This window comes from Pseudomonas sp. NPDC085632, assembly GCF_044541255.1.
Taxonomy (GTDB): Bacteria; Pseudomonadota; Gammaproteobacteria; order Pseudomonadales; family Pseudomonadaceae; genus Aquipseudomonas.
The window spans coordinates 41,214-56,853 of sequence record NZ_JBITSX010000040.1 but is presented as its reverse complement, the minus strand read 5'-3'; the positions used below and the strand labels follow the sequence as shown (position 1 = coordinate 56,853).

The following is a 15,640-nucleotide window of genomic DNA, read 5'->3' as shown; positions in this document are numbered from 1 at the left end:
CCGATGGTAGTGTGGGGTTTCCCCATGTGAGAGTAGGTCATCGTCAAGATTAAATTCCGAAACCCCAATTGCGAAAGCAGTTGGGGTTTTGTTTTGTCCGCAGGAAAATTTTTCCGGGATGGAGCTTTGGGAAGACTATCAATTTCAAATTTAAAGCCCCGTCGCAATCTCCATTGCGACGGGGCTTTTTTGCATTACCGTCAGCCGACGAGTTGCCACGTGAGGCGCGACTGCACCATTGATTTTCAACGTCAGACAGGATGCGCGGCTAACCTTCGTTCAGCTCAATTTTACCCATTGAAGTGCTGACTTCGGTTATGTGTCGGCGACCGTAGACTTCGTAGGTACGGCTACCGTCCTCGCTGTCCGGTTTACGCAATGCCAATTGCGCGAACAAACCATTCTTTTCGCTGTAACTGCCGAACCAGTCGACCAAGGCGCCGATGTAACAATCATTGCCAATGAAGACCGCCAGGTCGACGACTTTTTCAATGCTGTAATGCGCCGGGCCAAAGCTGTAGTAATCGTTATCACCGGCGCCGGTCGCCGGAACAGGGCAGAGCGGTTCTTTTGAAAGGATAGCGGCGGTTTCATTGACTTTCGTCACTGCCAGATTGAGCGCTCGGTGCAGATCGGGTTCGAGTTCAAAGGTGCTGTTGCCGTCATCTTTGTGTTGAAGAACGGGCACGTCGAGGTCATAGCGATAACGGACTGTCACCGCGGGCACCTGGACGTTGATTTTCAGCGGGTTGAGCAAGTAGACCCGATCAGCACCGTACTCGCTGTTTCGATAAGCCGCGTAAGTTTTGCCACGCAGGCTTATCCAGTCCACCGACTGATTGGCGCCGCGATCGTTGGTGTAGAACAGCGAACTTTCGGACTCAACAGAGCGTTTGACGAACCGTTCGCCATCGCGCCGCCAGGTTTCCACATAAGTGAACAGACCGGTGCCCCCGGCGTAGGTATTTACGATCAGATCGCGCTGCCCGTCGCCATCCAGATCCTGCAAAGTGTAAGAGGTCAGGCCGGTTTCGGCGGCGTCATTGATCCGGGAGGCGGTCAGCGCTCGCCATTCATCGGCACCAACGCCTTCGGGCTGCGCTGTCGGAAAGTGCGTTATCAAAGAGTCCTCTGCACTGGGATCACCGTGAAAACCGCCAGCAGGGGTTTTCACGGCCAACGCGGCAAGTACCCGATCCAGCGCAAATTCGGGATCATCTCTACTGGCGGCTTGAATGCGCTTTTGCAGATCGTCCAGCGCCTGTTTATCGAGGTCATCCGGTTGATAGGCAACCGCTGCCTGCCACTGTGCGTGCAACGCTTGCAGGCGCTCGCGATAATGCTGGCTCAGGCACGAAACGTTTTCGGCGCATTCATTGCGGACTTTTAACCACAGCCGTTGAGTGCGCTTGAGTTCAGCTTGTGCGGGAGCAGAGGCTTTGAGTAAATCCCGATAAACCACACCCATCTGCGCATCCAGGTCATACAACGACTTGTTCGCGCAAACAGTGTTTTCGACGGCATTCGCCGCTTTTGTGCAATCCATTCCAGCCGCCATTGCCTGCTGAACAAATAGCAGAGCGCAGGCGGAAACGATGCAGCGTCCTTTGATGTACACGATCGAAGCCTTGTAGTGGGAGGTTGTCCTGGTGCGCAGGGTAAAGGCTGGGAGAGGAATCTTGAAGCACTGGCTTCAGAGAAAAGCACTTCTGGCCGATAACCCATTCGGTGACTTAAAAGTCGCGCGATATCGCTTGATAGCATTTGGCCGCCAGCTATTATCTGCGCGCCTGAAATTGCCCTCACTTCAATTGCCTGGAAATCTTCGATGCTGTCGTATCACCAAAAGAGTTTTCTGATCGTCGATGATTTCTCGGATTTCCGCAGTTCCGTTCGTTCGATGCTGCGAGAGCTCGGGGTCAAGGACGTCGACACGGCTGACACCGGTGAGCAGGCGCTGAAGATGTGTGCGCAGAAGTCCTACGACTTCATTCTGCAGGATTTCCACCTGGGTGATGGCAAGAAGAACGGTCAGCAGGTACTCGAAGACCTGATGCTGGAAAAGCTCATCAGCCATGAAGCCGTGTTCGTCATGGTCACTGCCGAGACCAGTCAGGCGATGGTGCTCAGTGCCCTGGAGCACGAGCCGGATGCGTACCTGACCAAACCATTCAACCGATCCGGCCTGGCCCAGCGCCTGGAGCGTCTGGAACAGCGCAAGACATTGCTCAAACCAATTCTGCAGGCCCTCGACCGTGGCAAACCGGTCGAGGTGCTCAACGCGTGCATCGCCCTGTGCAAGCAAGACATCCGTTATTCGCCGCTGTGCCTGCGCTACCGCGCTGATGCGCTGCGCGACATGAACCAGAACGAAGCGTTGGAACGCCTTTACGACAGCATCATCGCTGACCGCCCATTGCCGTGGGCGTTTGCCGGATTGGGTAAGTTGCTGTTCAAGCGAGGTCAGGTTGCACAGGCTAAAGGGGTTTATGAGAAAGCGCTGAAAGTGTTCCCTATGATGCCGTCGCTGTATGACGGTATGGCCGATGTGCTGGTATCGGAAGGCGATACCAAGGGGGCGCAGCAAGTGCTCGAAGAAGCGATTCGACTGTCACCATTGGCCGTGCGTCGGCAGGCATTGCTGGGCAAACTGGCGATGGCCAACGAAGATTTCGACACCGCCTCGCGTGCTTATCGCCAAGCGGTGTCGCAAGGTGCGCAGTCGCGCTTCAAGGACCCGGAAAGCAACCTCGGGCTGGCCCACGCGTTGATCAGCAAGGGCAGTGAGCGCGGCCTCGACACGCGTACGCGGCTGGAGATCAACACCACGCTGAGCGCGGTAGCCAAAGAGAACCCGACCGACCCCGGTCTGCAGATTCGCGCACGTTTGATGAAAGCCACCAGTCTGCTGCTCAACGATGCCGAAACGGCCGACAAACTCACCGAGCAAGCGCTGATGCGTCTCGACGGCATGGAGCAATTCATGAGCCCGGAAGCGGCGCTGCTGGTCGCCAAGCAATTGCAGATGCTCGGTCAGGCCGAGGCGGGGACGTCGATGCTCAAGAGCTGCGCGGAGATCTACGGTGATGATCCGGCGGTGATGAAAGACATCGCCAAGCTGACCGATGACCCGACAATTCTCAGCTCCAGCAACGCCGCTGCCGACCTCAACCGTCAGGGCGTGCGCGTGTACAAGACCGGTAATCTGGTGGAGGCCCGCGAGGTCTTCCGCAAGGCGCTGAAGATGCAACCGAAAAACATCAGTATCGCGCTGAACATGGCCCAGTCGCTGCTACACGGCACTGACACCTCGGTGCCGTCGGCGGAGCTGGAAGAATGTCGGGCCTGCCTGAAAATGGTTGGCCTGATGCCCGACACCGACGCGCGTCATGCGCGTTATCAGAAGCTGAAAAGCAAGGCGTTTGGCGAATGAGCAACGACAAGCAGGCGCTGGATTTTTCCACGGTGATCGCCTCCACCGTCCACGACATGAAGAACTCGCTGGCCTTGCTCATGCAAGCCCACAGCCAATGGCTGGCGCGCTTGCCTGAGGCGCAACGGCAAGGTTCGGAGCAAGGCGTGATCGACTTCGAGTTCGCCCACCTTAATGGCATGCTGGTGCAGTTGCTCGGGCTGTACAAGCTCGGCGTCAATCAGATGCCGCTGCAACCGGCGTATCACGAACTGGACGACTTTATCGAGGCGCAACTGGCGGCGCATCAAGAAGTGTTTGCCAGTCGCGGGATCGTCGCCACCTATGAAGTCGATCCGCTGAGTCCACTGGGTTTCTTCGACCGAGAGCTGGTTGCCTCGGTGCTGGGCAACTGCATCAACAATGCCATTCGTTACGCCCGCGAATCCCTGCTGATCACCGTCAGCGACGAGGCCGGGCAACTGGTGCTGAGCATCAACGACGACGGCGACGGTTACCCGGCCGAGATGCTCGAGCGTCAGGCCGATTATGTGCAAGGCATCAACCACAGCAGTGGCAGCACCGGACTCGGTTTGTATTTCGCCAATCGCATCGCGGCGCTGCATCAGCGCAACGGTGTTGAAGGCCGCACCGAAATCGGCAATGGCGGACCGCTTGGCGGCGGGGTGTTCAGCCTTTATCTGCCGTGACTCAGATTTTTGTTTGACGCTGCTTGATATTCCGAACAGCCGGAGCCTATTTTGTACGAGTCGCCGTTCGCGGCTCGCACAATAACAAGGATTGCGTCATGACAACCGATGGCCAGCGTTCACTCGCGCAGCGATTGACGGGCATTGATGAGATTGAATGTGTCACGCCGGATTTGAATGGCGTACCACGGGGCAAGGTGATGACCGCCGAGGGTTTCCTCGAAGGGCGGCGTTTGCAGCTGGCGCGTGGCGTGTTGCTGCAATGCATCATGGGCGGTTATCCAGCAGCGCGTTTTTATGGCAGCGATGACGGAGACTTGGCGCTGGTCGCCGAACCGACCCAGATCCATCGTTTGCCATGGAGTGACGACCCGCGTGCCCTGGCCATTTGCGATGCCGATGAACTGACCGGTGAAAGCTCCAACCTCTCGACCCGTGGTCAACTCAAAGCGGTCATTGCGCGTTATGCCGCGCGCGGTCTGGCGCCGGTGGTAGCCACTGAACTGGAATTTTTCGTGTTCGCGCCGAACACCGATCCAACTCAGCCGTTCCGTCCACCGGTTGGCCTTGACGGTCGTCGCGAAGACGGCTTGTCGGCGTTCAGTGTCAGTTCCAACAACGGTCTGCGGCCTTTTTTCAATGAGGTCTATAAATGCATGGCGGCCTTAGGCTTGCCGCGCGATACCTTCATGCACGAAATGGGCGTCAGCCAGTTCGAGATCAATCTGCTGCACGGTGATCCGCTGTTGCTGGCCGATCAGACGTTTCTGTTCAAGCACCTGCTCAAGGAAGTCGCGCTCAAGCACGGCCTGACCGTGGTCTGCATGGCCAAGCCACTGGCGCATACGCCGGGCAGTTCGATGCACATTCACCAGAGCATCGTCGAGATCGACAGCGGCAAGAATGTGTTCAGTGACGCGCACGGTGAGCCGACCGCGATGTTCCGCCACTTCATCGGTGGTCAGCAGGCAGGCATGGCCGATTTCACCGCGTTGTTTGCACCGAATGTGAATTCCTATCAGCGCCTGTGTCATCCGTACGCATCGCCGAACAATGCTTGCTGGTCCCACGACAACCGTGCGGCCGGGCTACGAATTCCGGCCAGTTCGCCGGTCGCTCGTCGGGTGGAAAACCGTTTGCCGGGCGCCGATGCCAATCCGTACCTGGCGATTGCCGCCAGTCTGGCTGCTGGTTTGCATGGTATCGAGCATGAGCTGGAGCCGAGCGAGGCGATTCAGGGCGAGTTCGAGGTGCCGGACAACCTCTCGCTGCCGTGTACCTTGCACGCCGCGCTTGAGCGTCTGAAACGTAGCCAACTGGCGAGGGAACTGTTCGGACAGGAGTTCATCGAAGGCTACATCGCTTCGAAGACCATGGAGTTGACCAGCTTCTTTGATGAAATCACTCCCTGGGAACGGCGTGTTCTAGCAGCCCAGGCCTGACGAACTGTCGCCACCGGGCTATCGTTTTGATAGCCCGGTCTTTACTGCAAGGAGCCGCTCGGAACGCCGATGCGCCAAATCTGGAAATCCTTTCGAGCGCTGTATTTCGCCTCGCTGATGATGTTGATCGGCTCGGGCCTGCTATCCACTTATCTGGCCTTGCGTCTGGCCGCTGACAACGTCGACGGCCTCTGGGTCGGTGCGCTGATGGCGGCCAACTATTTCGGCCTGGTGCTGGGCGGCAAGATCGGCCACCGGTTGATTGCCCGGGTCGGGCATATCCGCGCTTATTCTGCGTGTGCCGGGATTGTCGGGGCGGCAGTGTTGGGCCATGGACTGGTCGATTGGCTACCGGCGTGGCTGGTGCTGCGGACCATCGTCGGTCTGGGCATGATGTGCCAGTACATGGTGATCGAGAGCTGGCTCAACGAGCAGGCGGACGCCAACCAGCGCGGGCTGGTGTTCAGTGGTTACATGATCGCTTCGTATCTGGGCCTGGTGCTCGGCCAACTGATTCTGGTCATGCACCCGGGCTTGGGTCTTGAACTGCTGATGCTGGTCGCCTTGTGCTTCGCCTTGTGTCTGGTGCCTGTGACGTTGACCCGGCGCATTCACCCGGCGCCACTGCATCCGGCGCCGATGGAGCCACGTTTCTTTATCAAGCGCGTGCCGCAGTCATTGAGTACGGTGCTCGGTGCCGGCTTGATCATCGGTTCGTTCTACGGTCTGGCGCCGTTGTATGCCTCTCAACAAGGGCTGTCGACCGAGCAGGTCGGTCTGTTCATGGGTAGCTGCATTTTTGCCGGTTTGCTGGTGCAGTGGCCGTTGGGCTGGTTGTCCGATCGCTACGACCGGGCACTGCTGATACGCTGCTTTGCCGGGTTCCTGGCGGTGGCGGCGTTGCCGTTGGCGGTGCTGCCGCAGGTGCCGCTGGAAGTGCTGTTCGGGGTTGGCTTCCTGTGCTCACTGGTGCAGTTCTGCCTGTATCCGCTGGCGGTGGCGTTCTCCAATGACCATGTCGAGGGTGATCGGCGGGTGTCGCTGACCGCGATGCTGTTGGTGACTTACGGTGTTGGCGCGAGCATCGGGCCGTTGCTGGCGGGTGTGCTGATGAAACTGTTCGGCAGTCAGAGCCTGTATGCGTTTTTCAGCTTCTTCGCGCTGGTGCTGGTGTGGCGAATCCGGCCGAAAGCCGTGACCAATCTGCACCAGGTCGACGATGCGCCGCTGCATCACGTGGCCATGCCCGACAGCATGTCCAGTTCGCCGCTGGTGGCAGCGCTTGACCCTCGAGTAGATGAGCAGGTGGTGCAGGAGCAGATGGTCCAGGACCCTGTGCAGACGCCGCCGAATCCAGAGCCTGTATCTGATCCGCAGCCTGAGCCTGCGGCAGAAACCGAACCGGATACCGATAAGCCTGCGCCCGATCTCAGCGGCGGCAGACCGTGAACTGAACAAAAACCACCGCGCATAAAAAAGGGCAGCCCCGCCAGGGACTGCCCTTTTTATTGTCGCTGCGAATCACATATCGTCTTTGTCGAAACGGCGAGCTTCACGTTGCAACTGATACACGAATCGCTCAACGTTACGCGCAGCCTGACCACTGATGTTGTGGAAGCGCAGGCCGGCGAAGGTGATGTTGAGTTTTTCTTCGAAGTGCAGGTAGCGCAGTTCGACGGAAGTCGGCTGGTTGCCGAACAGTGGCGGAGCAATCAAACGGTCATAGACCTGACCCAATTGCAGGCGATCGGTGATATCGCCTTCGAAACGCAGCTTGCAGCCGGTCGCGGAGATATCCAGCAGTTTGCCGTTGATCGGCGCCTTGAGCTTTTCGCCGCCCAGTTCAACGCTGACCAGATCAGTCAGTTTCAGCGCAGCACGGAATGCATTGCGGCGCTGGTGGTAAACCACCTCGGTCGGCAACTCGCCGGTGTAGAAGCGGTCACCTTCGGACTCTTCGATGTTCAGCGTGCCGGTGCATTCCCAGGCAATGCGCACACCTTCGTGAAAACCTTCAACCCTGAACGGTTCGCCGGCCAGCAGGAAGCGTTCGCCATCACGCGGGATCATCTCGTCCAGCGCGATCGAAGCGCTGTCGCGGTCGACTTTGATCAGATAGCTCTGGAAGCGCTGGCTGCGCTCATGAAAGGTGATGATCAGCGGATCGTGGCTTTCTTGCAGCTGGCGCAGGTTGCTGGAGATTTCCAGTGGCGTGGTGAGCACCTTAGGGGGCTGCGGAGCATCATCCGCGCTGAGGGCGTTGGACACGGTTTATCAATCTCCAGACAAAATATGACGACTAGCCAGCATTTTGCCAGCATGTTTCGCGGGTTGATAGAGCTGGCGCATCAACGGCTCATGCCTGGCTGAGCGGACGCGGTATGGCAGGTTTGGCAAAAGTACCGCTGGCGTTATACAGCGCCGGCGCTTCGCCACCGGTGAGGATCTTCAACTGATTGGCCGTGGCGGCCTGCTGGATCTGAATGGACTGGCCATTCTTGACGTTGGCGGCCTGGCATTGAGCGATCAGATCGGTCAATGCATCGCCTTGCGTCAACAGCTGCTCGCCAATGCTCGACTGGCTGGCCAGTTGCTCAAGACCTGTGCGATCGGTCGGCAGGTTGAGGCTGGCGAGGATTTCGCTGCGTTTGCGGCCATGCTGTTCAAGCAGAATGATCAATGCCTGTTTGTGCGCCAGAATTTCTTCCAGCAGGGGCATGTCACGACCGTGCAACGCGAGGGATTCGGTTTGCAGCAACGCCAGCAATTGTTGAGCTGGAGCAAAGTCGTCGTTGATCAGTTGCAATAAATTAGTGTCGTGCATGGCTGGCCTTGGGTGTTAAGCGTCCAAAAGCCTCGCGCTGGCAAAGGCCTAGCGCTGGGCTTCGAAGTTGAGCAGTTTGCTGGCTACACGGTTGCTGTCGACTTTATAGCTGCCATCGGCAATCGCGGCTTTCAACTCGGCCACTCGGGCTTTGTCGACAGCAGGCTGATCGCGCAGCTTGTCAGTGACCTTCTGCAACTGTTGAGCCTCATTGCTGAGGTGTACCGATTCCCCGCTTTTTGCGGTACCGGCCGTTTCGGCCTGGGTATTCAGCGGCGCAGAGGTACCGGTTTCGGCGGTTTCCTTGGCGTTGCTGGTACGTGTACTGCCCGTAAGTGACGAGGAGCTGTTCAAACGGCTGAAATCGATGACCATGATAAAAACCTCTGGGAATTTGGACGCTTGCCATGTTTTCGGCCATCCCCTGGAAAACTTTAGGCACATTTACAATGAGCCTTGCATGCGCCGGCGCGTGTCCTGCTGCAGCACAGTTTAGGGAACAGCCGGGGTCAGCGCCAGTTTTCTACATCGCGACTTCCACTTGGCCGGGCGCGGTGACTTGCGCCTTGATGACCCGTTGCGAGTTGAGGTTTTTCACGCGGATCTGTTCTTTCAAACCGCCATTGGCCAGCGCTTCGCCGGGCATGCGCACGGCGAGCGTGCCGCTGCGCGCAGTGATGACCACTTGATCGCCCTTGCGAATGACTTCGGCCTGTTCCAGATGAACCAGGGTAATGACCTGATCGGCTACCGTTGGTCGGGTTAATTTCTGCCCGATCGCTTCGTCTACCGAGGTCAGAAAGCCTTGGTTGATCGTGCTTACGTCGCGCTCTCGCAAGGTTACGTCTTGCGGCTCGATAATCCCGGCGCGTTTCAGTGGGCGTGTGGTCGTCACAATCTCGCGAAACAGGCGGACTTGAGCGGGCACGAACACGGTCCAGGGCGAGGCGCCTTCACAGCGAACCTTGACCGTTACCCGGCCCAGCGGACGCGCCGGGCTCTCCAGAGTGGCTGTCAATTCCTTGTCGCACATAGGCATGCGCATACGGGGGTCGAGCTGGTTTACTTCGATTTCGTAGCGGCCTTCCGTTTGACTGGTAGCCAGATAGTCTTCTACGGTGAACTCAAGAAAGCCCTGAGTGACGCCGATAAGCATGTCAGGCAAGGTAACCGCATCAGCAATGGCAGGGCTGCCAGCGAAAAAGCAGCAGACGGCTGACATCGCGCAAAGGCTTTTGCGAGCGCGGGATGTCAGGTGTCGGAAAAATGTCGTTTGAGCGTTCATACGAGTTAAAAAGCAAGCGCCGTGCCGTTTAGCAATGAATGTGCGTCGCAACAACACTTGGCGTTGGTGTAGGAGTCTGGGCATGGCTGGTGTAATGGATTCGGTAAACCAGCGCACGCAACTGGTAGGGCAGAATCGCCTGGAGCTGTTGTTGTTCCGTCTCGACGGCCAGCAGCTCTATGGAATCAACGTGTTCAAGGTGCGGGAAGTGTTGCAGTGCCCGTCGCTGACGTTGATGCCCAAGTCCAGTCCTGTCGTGTGCGGGGTGGCAAATATCCGGGGGGCGACCATTCCGATCCTTGATCTGGCAATGGCCACCGGTTCCGGAGCGTTGAAAGACAAGAACAACCCGTTCGTGATCATCACGGAGTACAACACCAAGACCCAGGGTTTCCTGGTCCGCTCGGTGGAGCGCATCGTCAACATGAACTGGGAAGAGATTCATCCACCGCCCAAGGGCACGGGTCGCGATCATTACCTGACCGCTGTGACTCGGGTGGACAATCAGTTAGTCGAAATCATCGACGTCGAGAAAGTGCTGGCGGAAGTTGCGCCGACACCGGAAGCGATTTCGGTGGGCGTGGTCGATGTCGAGACCCAGACCAAGGCACTGTCGTTGCGTGTCTTGACGGTCGATGACTCGTCGGTGGCGCGCAAGCAGGTGACGCGTTGCCTGCAGACGATCGGCGTCGAAGTTGTGGCGCTGAACGACGGCAAGCAGGCGCTGGATTACCTGCGCAAGCTGGTCGATGAGGGCAAGAAGCCGGAAGAAGAGTTTCTGATGATGATCTCCGACATCGAGATGCCGGAGATGGACGGATACACTTTGACGGCCGAGATTCGCGCTGACCCGCGCATGCAAAAGCTTCATATCATCCTGCATACTTCGTTGTCGGGGGTATTCAATCAGGCGATGGTCAAGAAAGTCGGTGCCGATGACTTTTTGGCCAAATTCCGTCCTGATGACCTGGCATCCCGGGTAGTCGACCGGATCAAAGCAGCAGATATCAGCTAGGAGCGCTTTGCTCCTGGCGGTCAACACGATTTAAGAGGCGGCATCATTGTCTACGGGTAATTTGGATTTCGAACAGTTCCGGGTCTTCCTGGAAAAAGCCTGTGGCATTTTGCTCGGTGAAAACAAGCAGTACCTGGTCTCGAGCCGTCTCAACAAACTGATGGAGCAGCAAGGCATCAAATCCCTGGGTGAGCTGGTTCAGCGCATCCAGACCCAGCCGCGCAGCGGTTTGCGCGAGCAGGTGGTCGATGCCATGACGACCAACGAAACCCTGTGGTTTCGTGATACCTATCCGTTTGAAGTCTTGAAGAACAAGGTGCTGCCTGAAGCGATCAAGGCCAGCCCCAACCAGCGTCTGCGGATCTGGTCGGCGGCGTGCTCGTCGGGGCAGGAACCGTACTCGCTGTCGATGTCGATCGACGAGTTCGAGCGGACCAACCTCGGCCAGTTGAAGATGGGTGTGCAGATTGTTGCCACGGATCTGTCCGGCCTGATGCTGACCAACTGCAAGACGGGCGAGTACGACAGCCTGGCGATTGGTCGCGGTTTGTCTGCCGATCGCTTGCAGCGTTACTTCGACCCGAAAGGGCCGGGGCGTTGGGTGATCAAGGCGCCGATCAAGAACCGCGTGGAATTCCGCTCGTTCAACCTGCTCGACAGCTATGCCGCGCTGGGCAAGTTCGACATCGTGTTCTGCCGCAACGTGTTGATCTACTTCTCTGCCGAAGTGAAGAAAGACATCCTGTTGCGCATTCACAGCACGTTGAAGCCAGGCGGTTATCTGTTCCTTGGCGCTTCCGAAGCGCTGAACGGTTTGCCGGACCATTACCAGATGGTTCAGTGCAGCCCGGGGATCATTTACCAGGCGAAGTGATTGCAGCGGCAATACAAAAAACGGCAGGCCCGCAAAGGCCTGCCGTTTTTTTATGCCCGAAGAAATTCTCCTTAACACCAAAAATCCCTGTGGGAGCGAGCTTGCTCGCGAAGAGGCCGTCACATTCAGCATTTGCATCGGCTGACACACCGCCTTCGCGAGCAAGCTCGCTCCCACAGTTGTCCGGCGGTGATATAGATGGGACGGCAAGCGGCAGAAAAGCGGCATCCGGCGGAAACCGGTTGCCGCTTTTCTGGCATTGCCGCTTTGCCGACGCCCGGCAAAGCCCCGGTTTACGGGCGTTTTTCGGTTTGGCACGGCGCTTGCTAAAGCTCAGTTACGAAAAACCGGTCACCTGAAGGTTCCCGACATGAGCATCAGCTTCGATAAAGCGCTCGGCATTCACGAAAAGGCATTGGGCTTCCGCGCCCAGCGTGCCGAAGTGCTGGCCAACAACATCGCCAACGCCGACACCCCGAACTACAAGGCTCGGGATCTGGATTTCTCCAAAGTGCTTGAAGCACAGACCCAGAAAAATGCGAACGGCACCATCGCCCTGAACATGACCAACAGCCGTCACATCGAAGCTGAAGGCCTGGGCAACGGCGACGAATCGCTGATGTATCGCACGCCGATGCAGCCGTCGATCGACCAGAACACCGTGGACGCCCAACTGGAACAGTCGAACTACGCGGAAAACGCCGTCGGCTTCCAGGCCAGCTTCTCCCTGCTCATCAGCGCATTCAAAGGGCTGGTGTCAGCCCTGCGCGGAGAGTAACCCATGTCCCTGTCCAGCGTTTTCAACATTGCCGGCAGCGGCATGAGCGCACAGACCACACGCCTGAACACCGTGGCGTCGAACATCGCCAACGCCGAAACCGTCTCGTCGAGCATCGATCAGACCTATCGCGCCCGTCACCCGGTATTCGCCACCATGTTCCAGGGCGGCCAGAACAGCGGCAGCAATTCGCTGTTCCAGAGCCAGGACGCGGCCGGTCAAGGCGTACAGGTGCTCGGTGTGGTCGAAGACCAGAGCAACCTCGAAGCGCGTTACGAGCCGAACCATCCGGCGGCCGACGCCAAAGGCTACGTCTACTACCCGAACGTCAACGTGGTGGAAGAAATGGCTGACATGATTTCCGCGAGCCGGTCCTTCCAGACCAACGCCGAAATGATGAACACCGCCAAAACCATGATGCAGAAGGTACTGACCCTCGGTCAGTAATAAGGGGCGACTGCCATGAGTGTTTCCGATATCAGCAACACCATCAGCACCAAGGACCTGTTGGCCAACTCGTCGAAAAAGACCAGTTCGACCGCCGATGGCATTGCTTCGGCCACTAACAGTTCCACCGGCGGCCAGGCCTTGGGCAAGGACGCGTTCCTGCAATTGCTGGTCACCCAGCTGAAAAACCAGAACCCGCTCGATCCGCAGGACAACAGTGCATTCGTTGCCCAGTTGGCACAGTTCAGTAGTCTGGAAGGCATCACCACGCTGAACTCCACCGTGAGTGGCCTTGCTGGCAACTACAACTCCTCGCAAGCGCTGCAAGCGTCGTCGCTGGTCGGTCGCAACGTGATCGTGCAGACCAACACGGCACAGCTCGATGACCCGACCAAGGGCCTGACCGGTTCGGTCACCGTGCCTTCGTCCATCGCGGGTGGCACCGTGACCATCACCGACAAGGACGGCAAGACGGTTCGCACTATCGACTTGGGTAGCCGCGCCGCGGGCGCCGCCAGCTTCACTTGGGATGGCAAAGACACCGCCGGCACCGTCGTGCCTGTTGGCACCTACACCTTCAAGGCCAACGCACCGATCAACGGCACCGCGACGGACCTGGCGACTTATCTGCCAGCCACCGTCAACAGCGTGACGATCAGTCAGACCGGTGGCGAGCTGATGCTGAACCTGTCCGGCAAGGGCACCGTTGCCCTGTCCAAAGTACAAACCATTGGTATATAGAGCCGACTAACCGGCACAAAGGAGTGGAATATGTCTTTCAATATCGGCCTTAGCGGTCTCTATGCAGCCAACAAACAACTGGACGTGACCGGCAACAACATCGCCAACGTCGCGACCGCCGGTTTCAAATCGTCCCGCGCAGAATTCGAAGACGTGTACTCGGCAACTCGTCTGGGTACCGGCAGCAAAGTGATCGGCAACGGCGTGCGCCTGGCCAACGTTTCCCAGCAGTTCACCCAGGGTGACATCAACAACACCGGTAACGTGTTGGACATGGGTATCAACGGTTCGGGCTTTTTCACCATGAGCAACAACGGCTCGATCTCTTACACCCGTGCCGGTACGTTCAAGGTTGACGATCAGGGCTTCATCACCAACACCGATTACACCTCGCGCCTGCAAGGCTACGGCGTGGATGCCAACGGCAAGATCATCAACGGCGTATTGACCGACCTGAAGCTCGACACCTCGAACCTGGCGCCTAAATCGACTTCGTCGGTGACGTCGAGCATCAACCTGAACTCGTCGGAGAAGGTGATCGTCGATACCGGCGCCACCGCGGTCAAGTTCGACCCGACCAAACTGGAGACTTATACCAAGTCGTTCAGCACGCCGATCTATGACACGCAGGGCAACTCCCACGTCATGGATCAGTACATGGTGAAGACCGGCGAAAACACCTGGAAGGTTTACACCCTGGTTGACGGGCGTAACCCGGATGCGGTCGGTAGCGATCCAACCAAAGTCGATCCGGTCCCTTCGACGCTGACGTTCGACAGCTCTGGCAATTTGACTCAGGTCAGCACGCCGAATCCGGCGGATGCTACCAAGCCTTTCATCAGCAGCGACTTGAAGCTGACGACCTGGAAGCCGGGCACTGTGACCAACGGCACTTTCACGCCTAACGGCGCCGCTGCCAACCCGAATGGCGTGACCATTTCCATGGCCAAGACCACTCAATACAACGCTGACACTTCGCGCACGATTCCGACTCAGGATGGTTACGCCACTGGCCAGATCACCAACCTGACCATCGACGGCACCGGTACGCTGTTCGCCAACTTCAGCAACAACCAGAACAAGGCCATCGGCCAGGTTGCGTTGGCCAGCTTCACCAACGAACAAGGCCTGCAAGCGATCGGCGGCACCAGCTGGAAGGAAACATTCGCTTCGGGCATTCCGGGTTATGACGCTCCGGAAACCGGTACCCTCGGTTCCATCCAGTCCAACTCGCTGGAAGAGTCCAACGTGAACCTGACCAACGAGCTGGTGGACCTGATCAAGGGCCAGAGCAACTACCAGGCGAACGCGAAGACTATTTCGACTCAGAGCACCATTATGCAGACCATCATTCAGATGACCTGATGGCTGGACCTGGCTTTAGCAAAAACCGACGCCTCAGTGCGTCGGTTTTTTTTTGTGCGTAAACAGCATTTAATTTTTCAATTCTCTACCGTTCGTCGACTCGTGTGGTGTGGAACTTGCTGACGTCACGAGTAGTAAGCGGTGTCCGTCAAATTTTCGTACGGCCTGCCTCACAGTGCAGCGACAGGCTGCGCTGAAATGGATGTCATAAAAAATACTGCCTCGCCTGCTCAGCCCTACAAATAATCAAACCCAGTGCACCCTCAGAGAGGGTCAAACCCCGAGTGCCTGGCGTTTCTGCGTAGTTTCGACACACCACACAAGGAAGATGTAATGGCAGTTATAAATGGCACCAACGCGGCAGATACCCTGGTGGGTACCGCGGGTGATGATCAGATACGCGGCTATGCCGGTGATGATGTTTTGAATGGCGGCGCCGGCAATGATGTGTTGATGGGGGGTGAAGGGGCCGACCAGATCAATGGCGGGGCAGGGGTCGACATTGCCAGTTATGAGGATGTGACCAACGTCATCCCGGTGACGCTTAACCTCAAGACGGGTATACACACCGGCTCCGCCAAGGGCGATACGTTCACTGACATCGAGGTCTTCAGGGGTACGAACTGGGGCGACACCTTCGTCAGCGGCGCTGCCGCCGATAGCTTCGATGGCTTGCAGGGCAGCGATGTCCTCGATTACTCAACCTCGGCTCAGGCCGTTGGTATCACTGTCTCCGCGAGTGGCGCA

15 protein-coding genes and 1 pseudogene are annotated in these 15,640 nt (G+C 57.8%); 11 read left to right on the top strand and 5 right to left on the bottom strand.

What is annotated here, in order from left to right:
• Nucleotides 1-268: 268 nt before the first annotated feature.
• The gene (locus ACIF4X_RS21730; protein ID WP_397483673.1) at nt 269-1,546 is read right to left on the bottom strand and encodes a lysozyme inhibitor LprI family protein; all 1,278 of its coding nucleotides are present in this window, start codon (nt 1,544-1,546) and stop codon (nt 269-271) included.
• A gap of 282 nt (nt 1,547-1,828) precedes the next feature.
• Here ACIF4X_RS21730 and ACIF4X_RS21725 point away from each other — a divergent pair, with 282 nt between their 5' ends.
• The 4 genes from ACIF4X_RS21725 (at nt 1,829) to ACIF4X_RS21710 (ending at nt 7,013) form a co-directional block, all read left to right on the top strand.
• A complete protein-coding gene (locus ACIF4X_RS21725; protein ID WP_077574157.1) occupies nt 1,829-3,433 on the top strand; it encodes a tetratricopeptide repeat-containing response regulator in 1,605 nt (534 codons plus the stop codon).
• Nucleotides 3,430-4,122 carry a sensor histidine kinase gene (locus tag ACIF4X_RS21720; protein ID WP_397483672.1) on the top strand — a complete coding sequence of 231 codons (693 nt, stop codon included), beginning with the start codon at nt 3,430-3,432 and terminating at the stop codon, nt 4,120-4,122. The genes ACIF4X_RS21725 and ACIF4X_RS21720 overlap by 4 nt, the downstream gene beginning before the upstream one ends.
• Nucleotides 4,123-4,322: 200 nt before the next feature.
• The gene (locus ACIF4X_RS21715) at nt 4,323-5,564 is read left to right on the top strand and encodes a glutamine synthetase family protein (protein ID WP_397483675.1); all 1,242 of its coding nucleotides are present in this window, start codon (nt 4,323-4,325) and stop codon (nt 5,562-5,564) included.
• A gap of 69 nt (nt 5,565-5,633) precedes the next feature.
• A complete protein-coding gene (locus tag ACIF4X_RS21710; RefSeq protein ID WP_397483671.1) occupies nt 5,634-7,013 on the top strand; it encodes an MFS transporter in 1,380 nt (459 codons plus the stop codon).
• A 72-nt stretch (nt 7,014-7,085) separates the two neighbouring features.
• On the opposite strand, the gene ACIF4X_RS21705 is transcribed toward ACIF4X_RS21710, so the two are convergent.
• From ACIF4X_RS21705 to flgA, 4 genes are all read right to left on the bottom strand, one after another.
• On the bottom strand, nt 7,086-7,832 hold the full coding sequence (locus tag ACIF4X_RS21705; RefSeq protein WP_397483670.1) for a flagellar brake protein: 747 nt from the start codon (nt 7,830-7,832) through the stop codon (nt 7,086-7,088).
• A gap of 88 nt (nt 7,833-7,920) precedes the next feature.
• Nucleotides 7,921-8,388: a flagella synthesis protein FlgN gene (locus ACIF4X_RS21700; RefSeq protein ID WP_397483669.1), complete on the bottom strand. Its 468-nt coding sequence runs from the start codon at nt 8,386-8,388 to the stop codon at nt 7,921-7,923.
• Nucleotides 8,389-8,436: 48 nt separating this feature from the next.
• A complete protein-coding gene (flgM, locus tag ACIF4X_RS21695; protein ID WP_041074296.1) occupies nt 8,437-8,763 on the bottom strand; it encodes a flagellar biosynthesis anti-sigma factor FlgM in 327 nt (108 codons plus the stop codon).
• 148 nt (nt 8,764-8,911) lie between these two features.
• Nucleotides 8,912-9,673 (bottom strand): flagellar basal body P-ring formation chaperone FlgA, encoded by a 762-nt coding sequence (gene flgA, locus ACIF4X_RS21690; protein ID WP_026000512.1) that lies wholly within the window; start codon nt 9,671-9,673, stop codon nt 8,912-8,914.
• 82 nt (nt 9,674-9,755) lie between these two features.
• Here flgA and ACIF4X_RS21685 point away from each other — a divergent pair, with 82 nt between their 5' ends.
• The 7 genes and pseudogenes from ACIF4X_RS21685 to ACIF4X_RS21655 all read left to right on the top strand — a co-directional run.
• The gene (locus tag ACIF4X_RS21685; protein ID WP_141129900.1) at nt 9,756-10,688 is read left to right on the top strand and encodes a chemotaxis protein CheV; all 933 of its coding nucleotides are present in this window, start codon (nt 9,756-9,758) and stop codon (nt 10,686-10,688) included.
• A 46-nt stretch (nt 10,689-10,734) separates the two neighbouring features.
• Nucleotides 10,735-11,562, top strand: coding sequence for a protein-glutamate O-methyltransferase CheR (gene cheR / locus ACIF4X_RS21680; RefSeq protein WP_102354201.1), 828 nt, complete (start codon nt 10,735-10,737; stop codon nt 11,560-11,562).
• A 370-nt stretch (nt 11,563-11,932) separates the two neighbouring features.
• Nucleotides 11,933-12,340, top strand: coding sequence for a flagellar basal body rod protein FlgB (flgB, locus tag ACIF4X_RS21675; RefSeq protein ID WP_397483668.1), 408 nt, complete (start codon nt 11,933-11,935; stop codon nt 12,338-12,340).
• A gap of 3 nt (nt 12,341-12,343) precedes the next feature.
• Entirely contained in the window at nt 12,344-12,787 is a 444-nt protein-coding gene (flgC, locus tag ACIF4X_RS21670) for a flagellar basal body rod protein FlgC (RefSeq protein WP_003227217.1), read from the top strand.
• A gap of 15 nt (nt 12,788-12,802) precedes the next feature.
• On the top strand, nt 12,803-13,528 hold the full coding sequence (flgD, locus tag ACIF4X_RS21665; protein ID WP_397483667.1) for a flagellar hook assembly protein FlgD: 726 nt from the start codon (nt 12,803-12,805) through the stop codon (nt 13,526-13,528).
• Nucleotides 13,529-13,558: 30 nt separating this feature from the next.
• The gene (flgE, locus tag ACIF4X_RS21660) at nt 13,559-14,893 is read left to right on the top strand and encodes a flagellar hook protein FlgE (RefSeq protein ID WP_397483666.1); all 1,335 of its coding nucleotides are present in this window, start codon (nt 13,559-13,561) and stop codon (nt 14,891-14,893) included.
• 333 nt (nt 14,894-15,226) lie between these two features.
• Nucleotides 15,227-15,640, top strand: a pseudogene (locus tag ACIF4X_RS21655) (calcium-binding protein); the annotation flags it as partial.

What these genes read in the sequence shown, in the direction of transcription:
- flgM (WP_041074296.1), bottom strand. Translation starts at nt 8,763, where the DNA reads ATGGTCATCGATTTCAGCCGTTTGAACAGCTCCTCGTCACTTACGGGC.
- ACIF4X_RS21715 (WP_397483675.1), top strand. Translation starts at nt 4,323, where the DNA reads ATGACCGCCGAGGGTTTCCTCGAAGGGCGGCGTTTGCAGCTGGCGCGT.
- flgD (WP_397483667.1), top strand. Translation starts at nt 12,803, where the DNA reads ATGAGTGTTTCCGATATCAGCAACACCATCAGCACCAAGGACCTGTTG.
- flgE (WP_397483666.1), top strand. Translation starts at nt 13,559, where the DNA reads ATGTCTTTCAATATCGGCCTTAGCGGTCTCTATGCAGCCAACAAACAA.
- ACIF4X_RS21700 (WP_397483669.1), bottom strand. Translation starts at nt 8,388, where the DNA reads ATGCACGACACTAATTTATTGCAACTGATCAACGACGACTTTGCTCCA.
- ACIF4X_RS21720 (WP_397483672.1), top strand. Translation starts at nt 3,430, where the DNA reads ATGAGCAACGACAAGCAGGCGCTGGATTTTTCCACGGTGATCGCCTCC.
- ACIF4X_RS21685 (WP_141129900.1), top strand. Translation starts at nt 9,756, where the DNA reads ATGGCTGGTGTAATGGATTCGGTAAACCAGCGCACGCAACTGGTAGGG.
- flgA (WP_026000512.1), bottom strand. Translation starts at nt 9,673, where the DNA reads ATGAACGCTCAAACGACATTTTTCCGACACCTGACATCCCGCGCTCGC.
- ACIF4X_RS21730 (WP_397483673.1), bottom strand. Translation starts at nt 1,546, where the DNA reads ATGGATTGCACAAAAGCGGCGAATGCCGTCGAAAACACTGTTTGCGCG.
- flgB (WP_397483668.1), top strand. Translation starts at nt 11,933, where the DNA reads ATGAGCATCAGCTTCGATAAAGCGCTCGGCATTCACGAAAAGGCATTG.
- ACIF4X_RS21710 (WP_397483671.1), top strand. Translation starts at nt 5,634, where the DNA reads ATGCGCCAAATCTGGAAATCCTTTCGAGCGCTGTATTTCGCCTCGCTG.
- ACIF4X_RS21725 (WP_077574157.1), top strand. Translation starts at nt 1,829, where the DNA reads ATGCTGTCGTATCACCAAAAGAGTTTTCTGATCGTCGATGATTTCTCG.
- flgC (WP_003227217.1), top strand. Translation starts at nt 12,344, where the DNA reads ATGTCCCTGTCCAGCGTTTTCAACATTGCCGGCAGCGGCATGAGCGCA.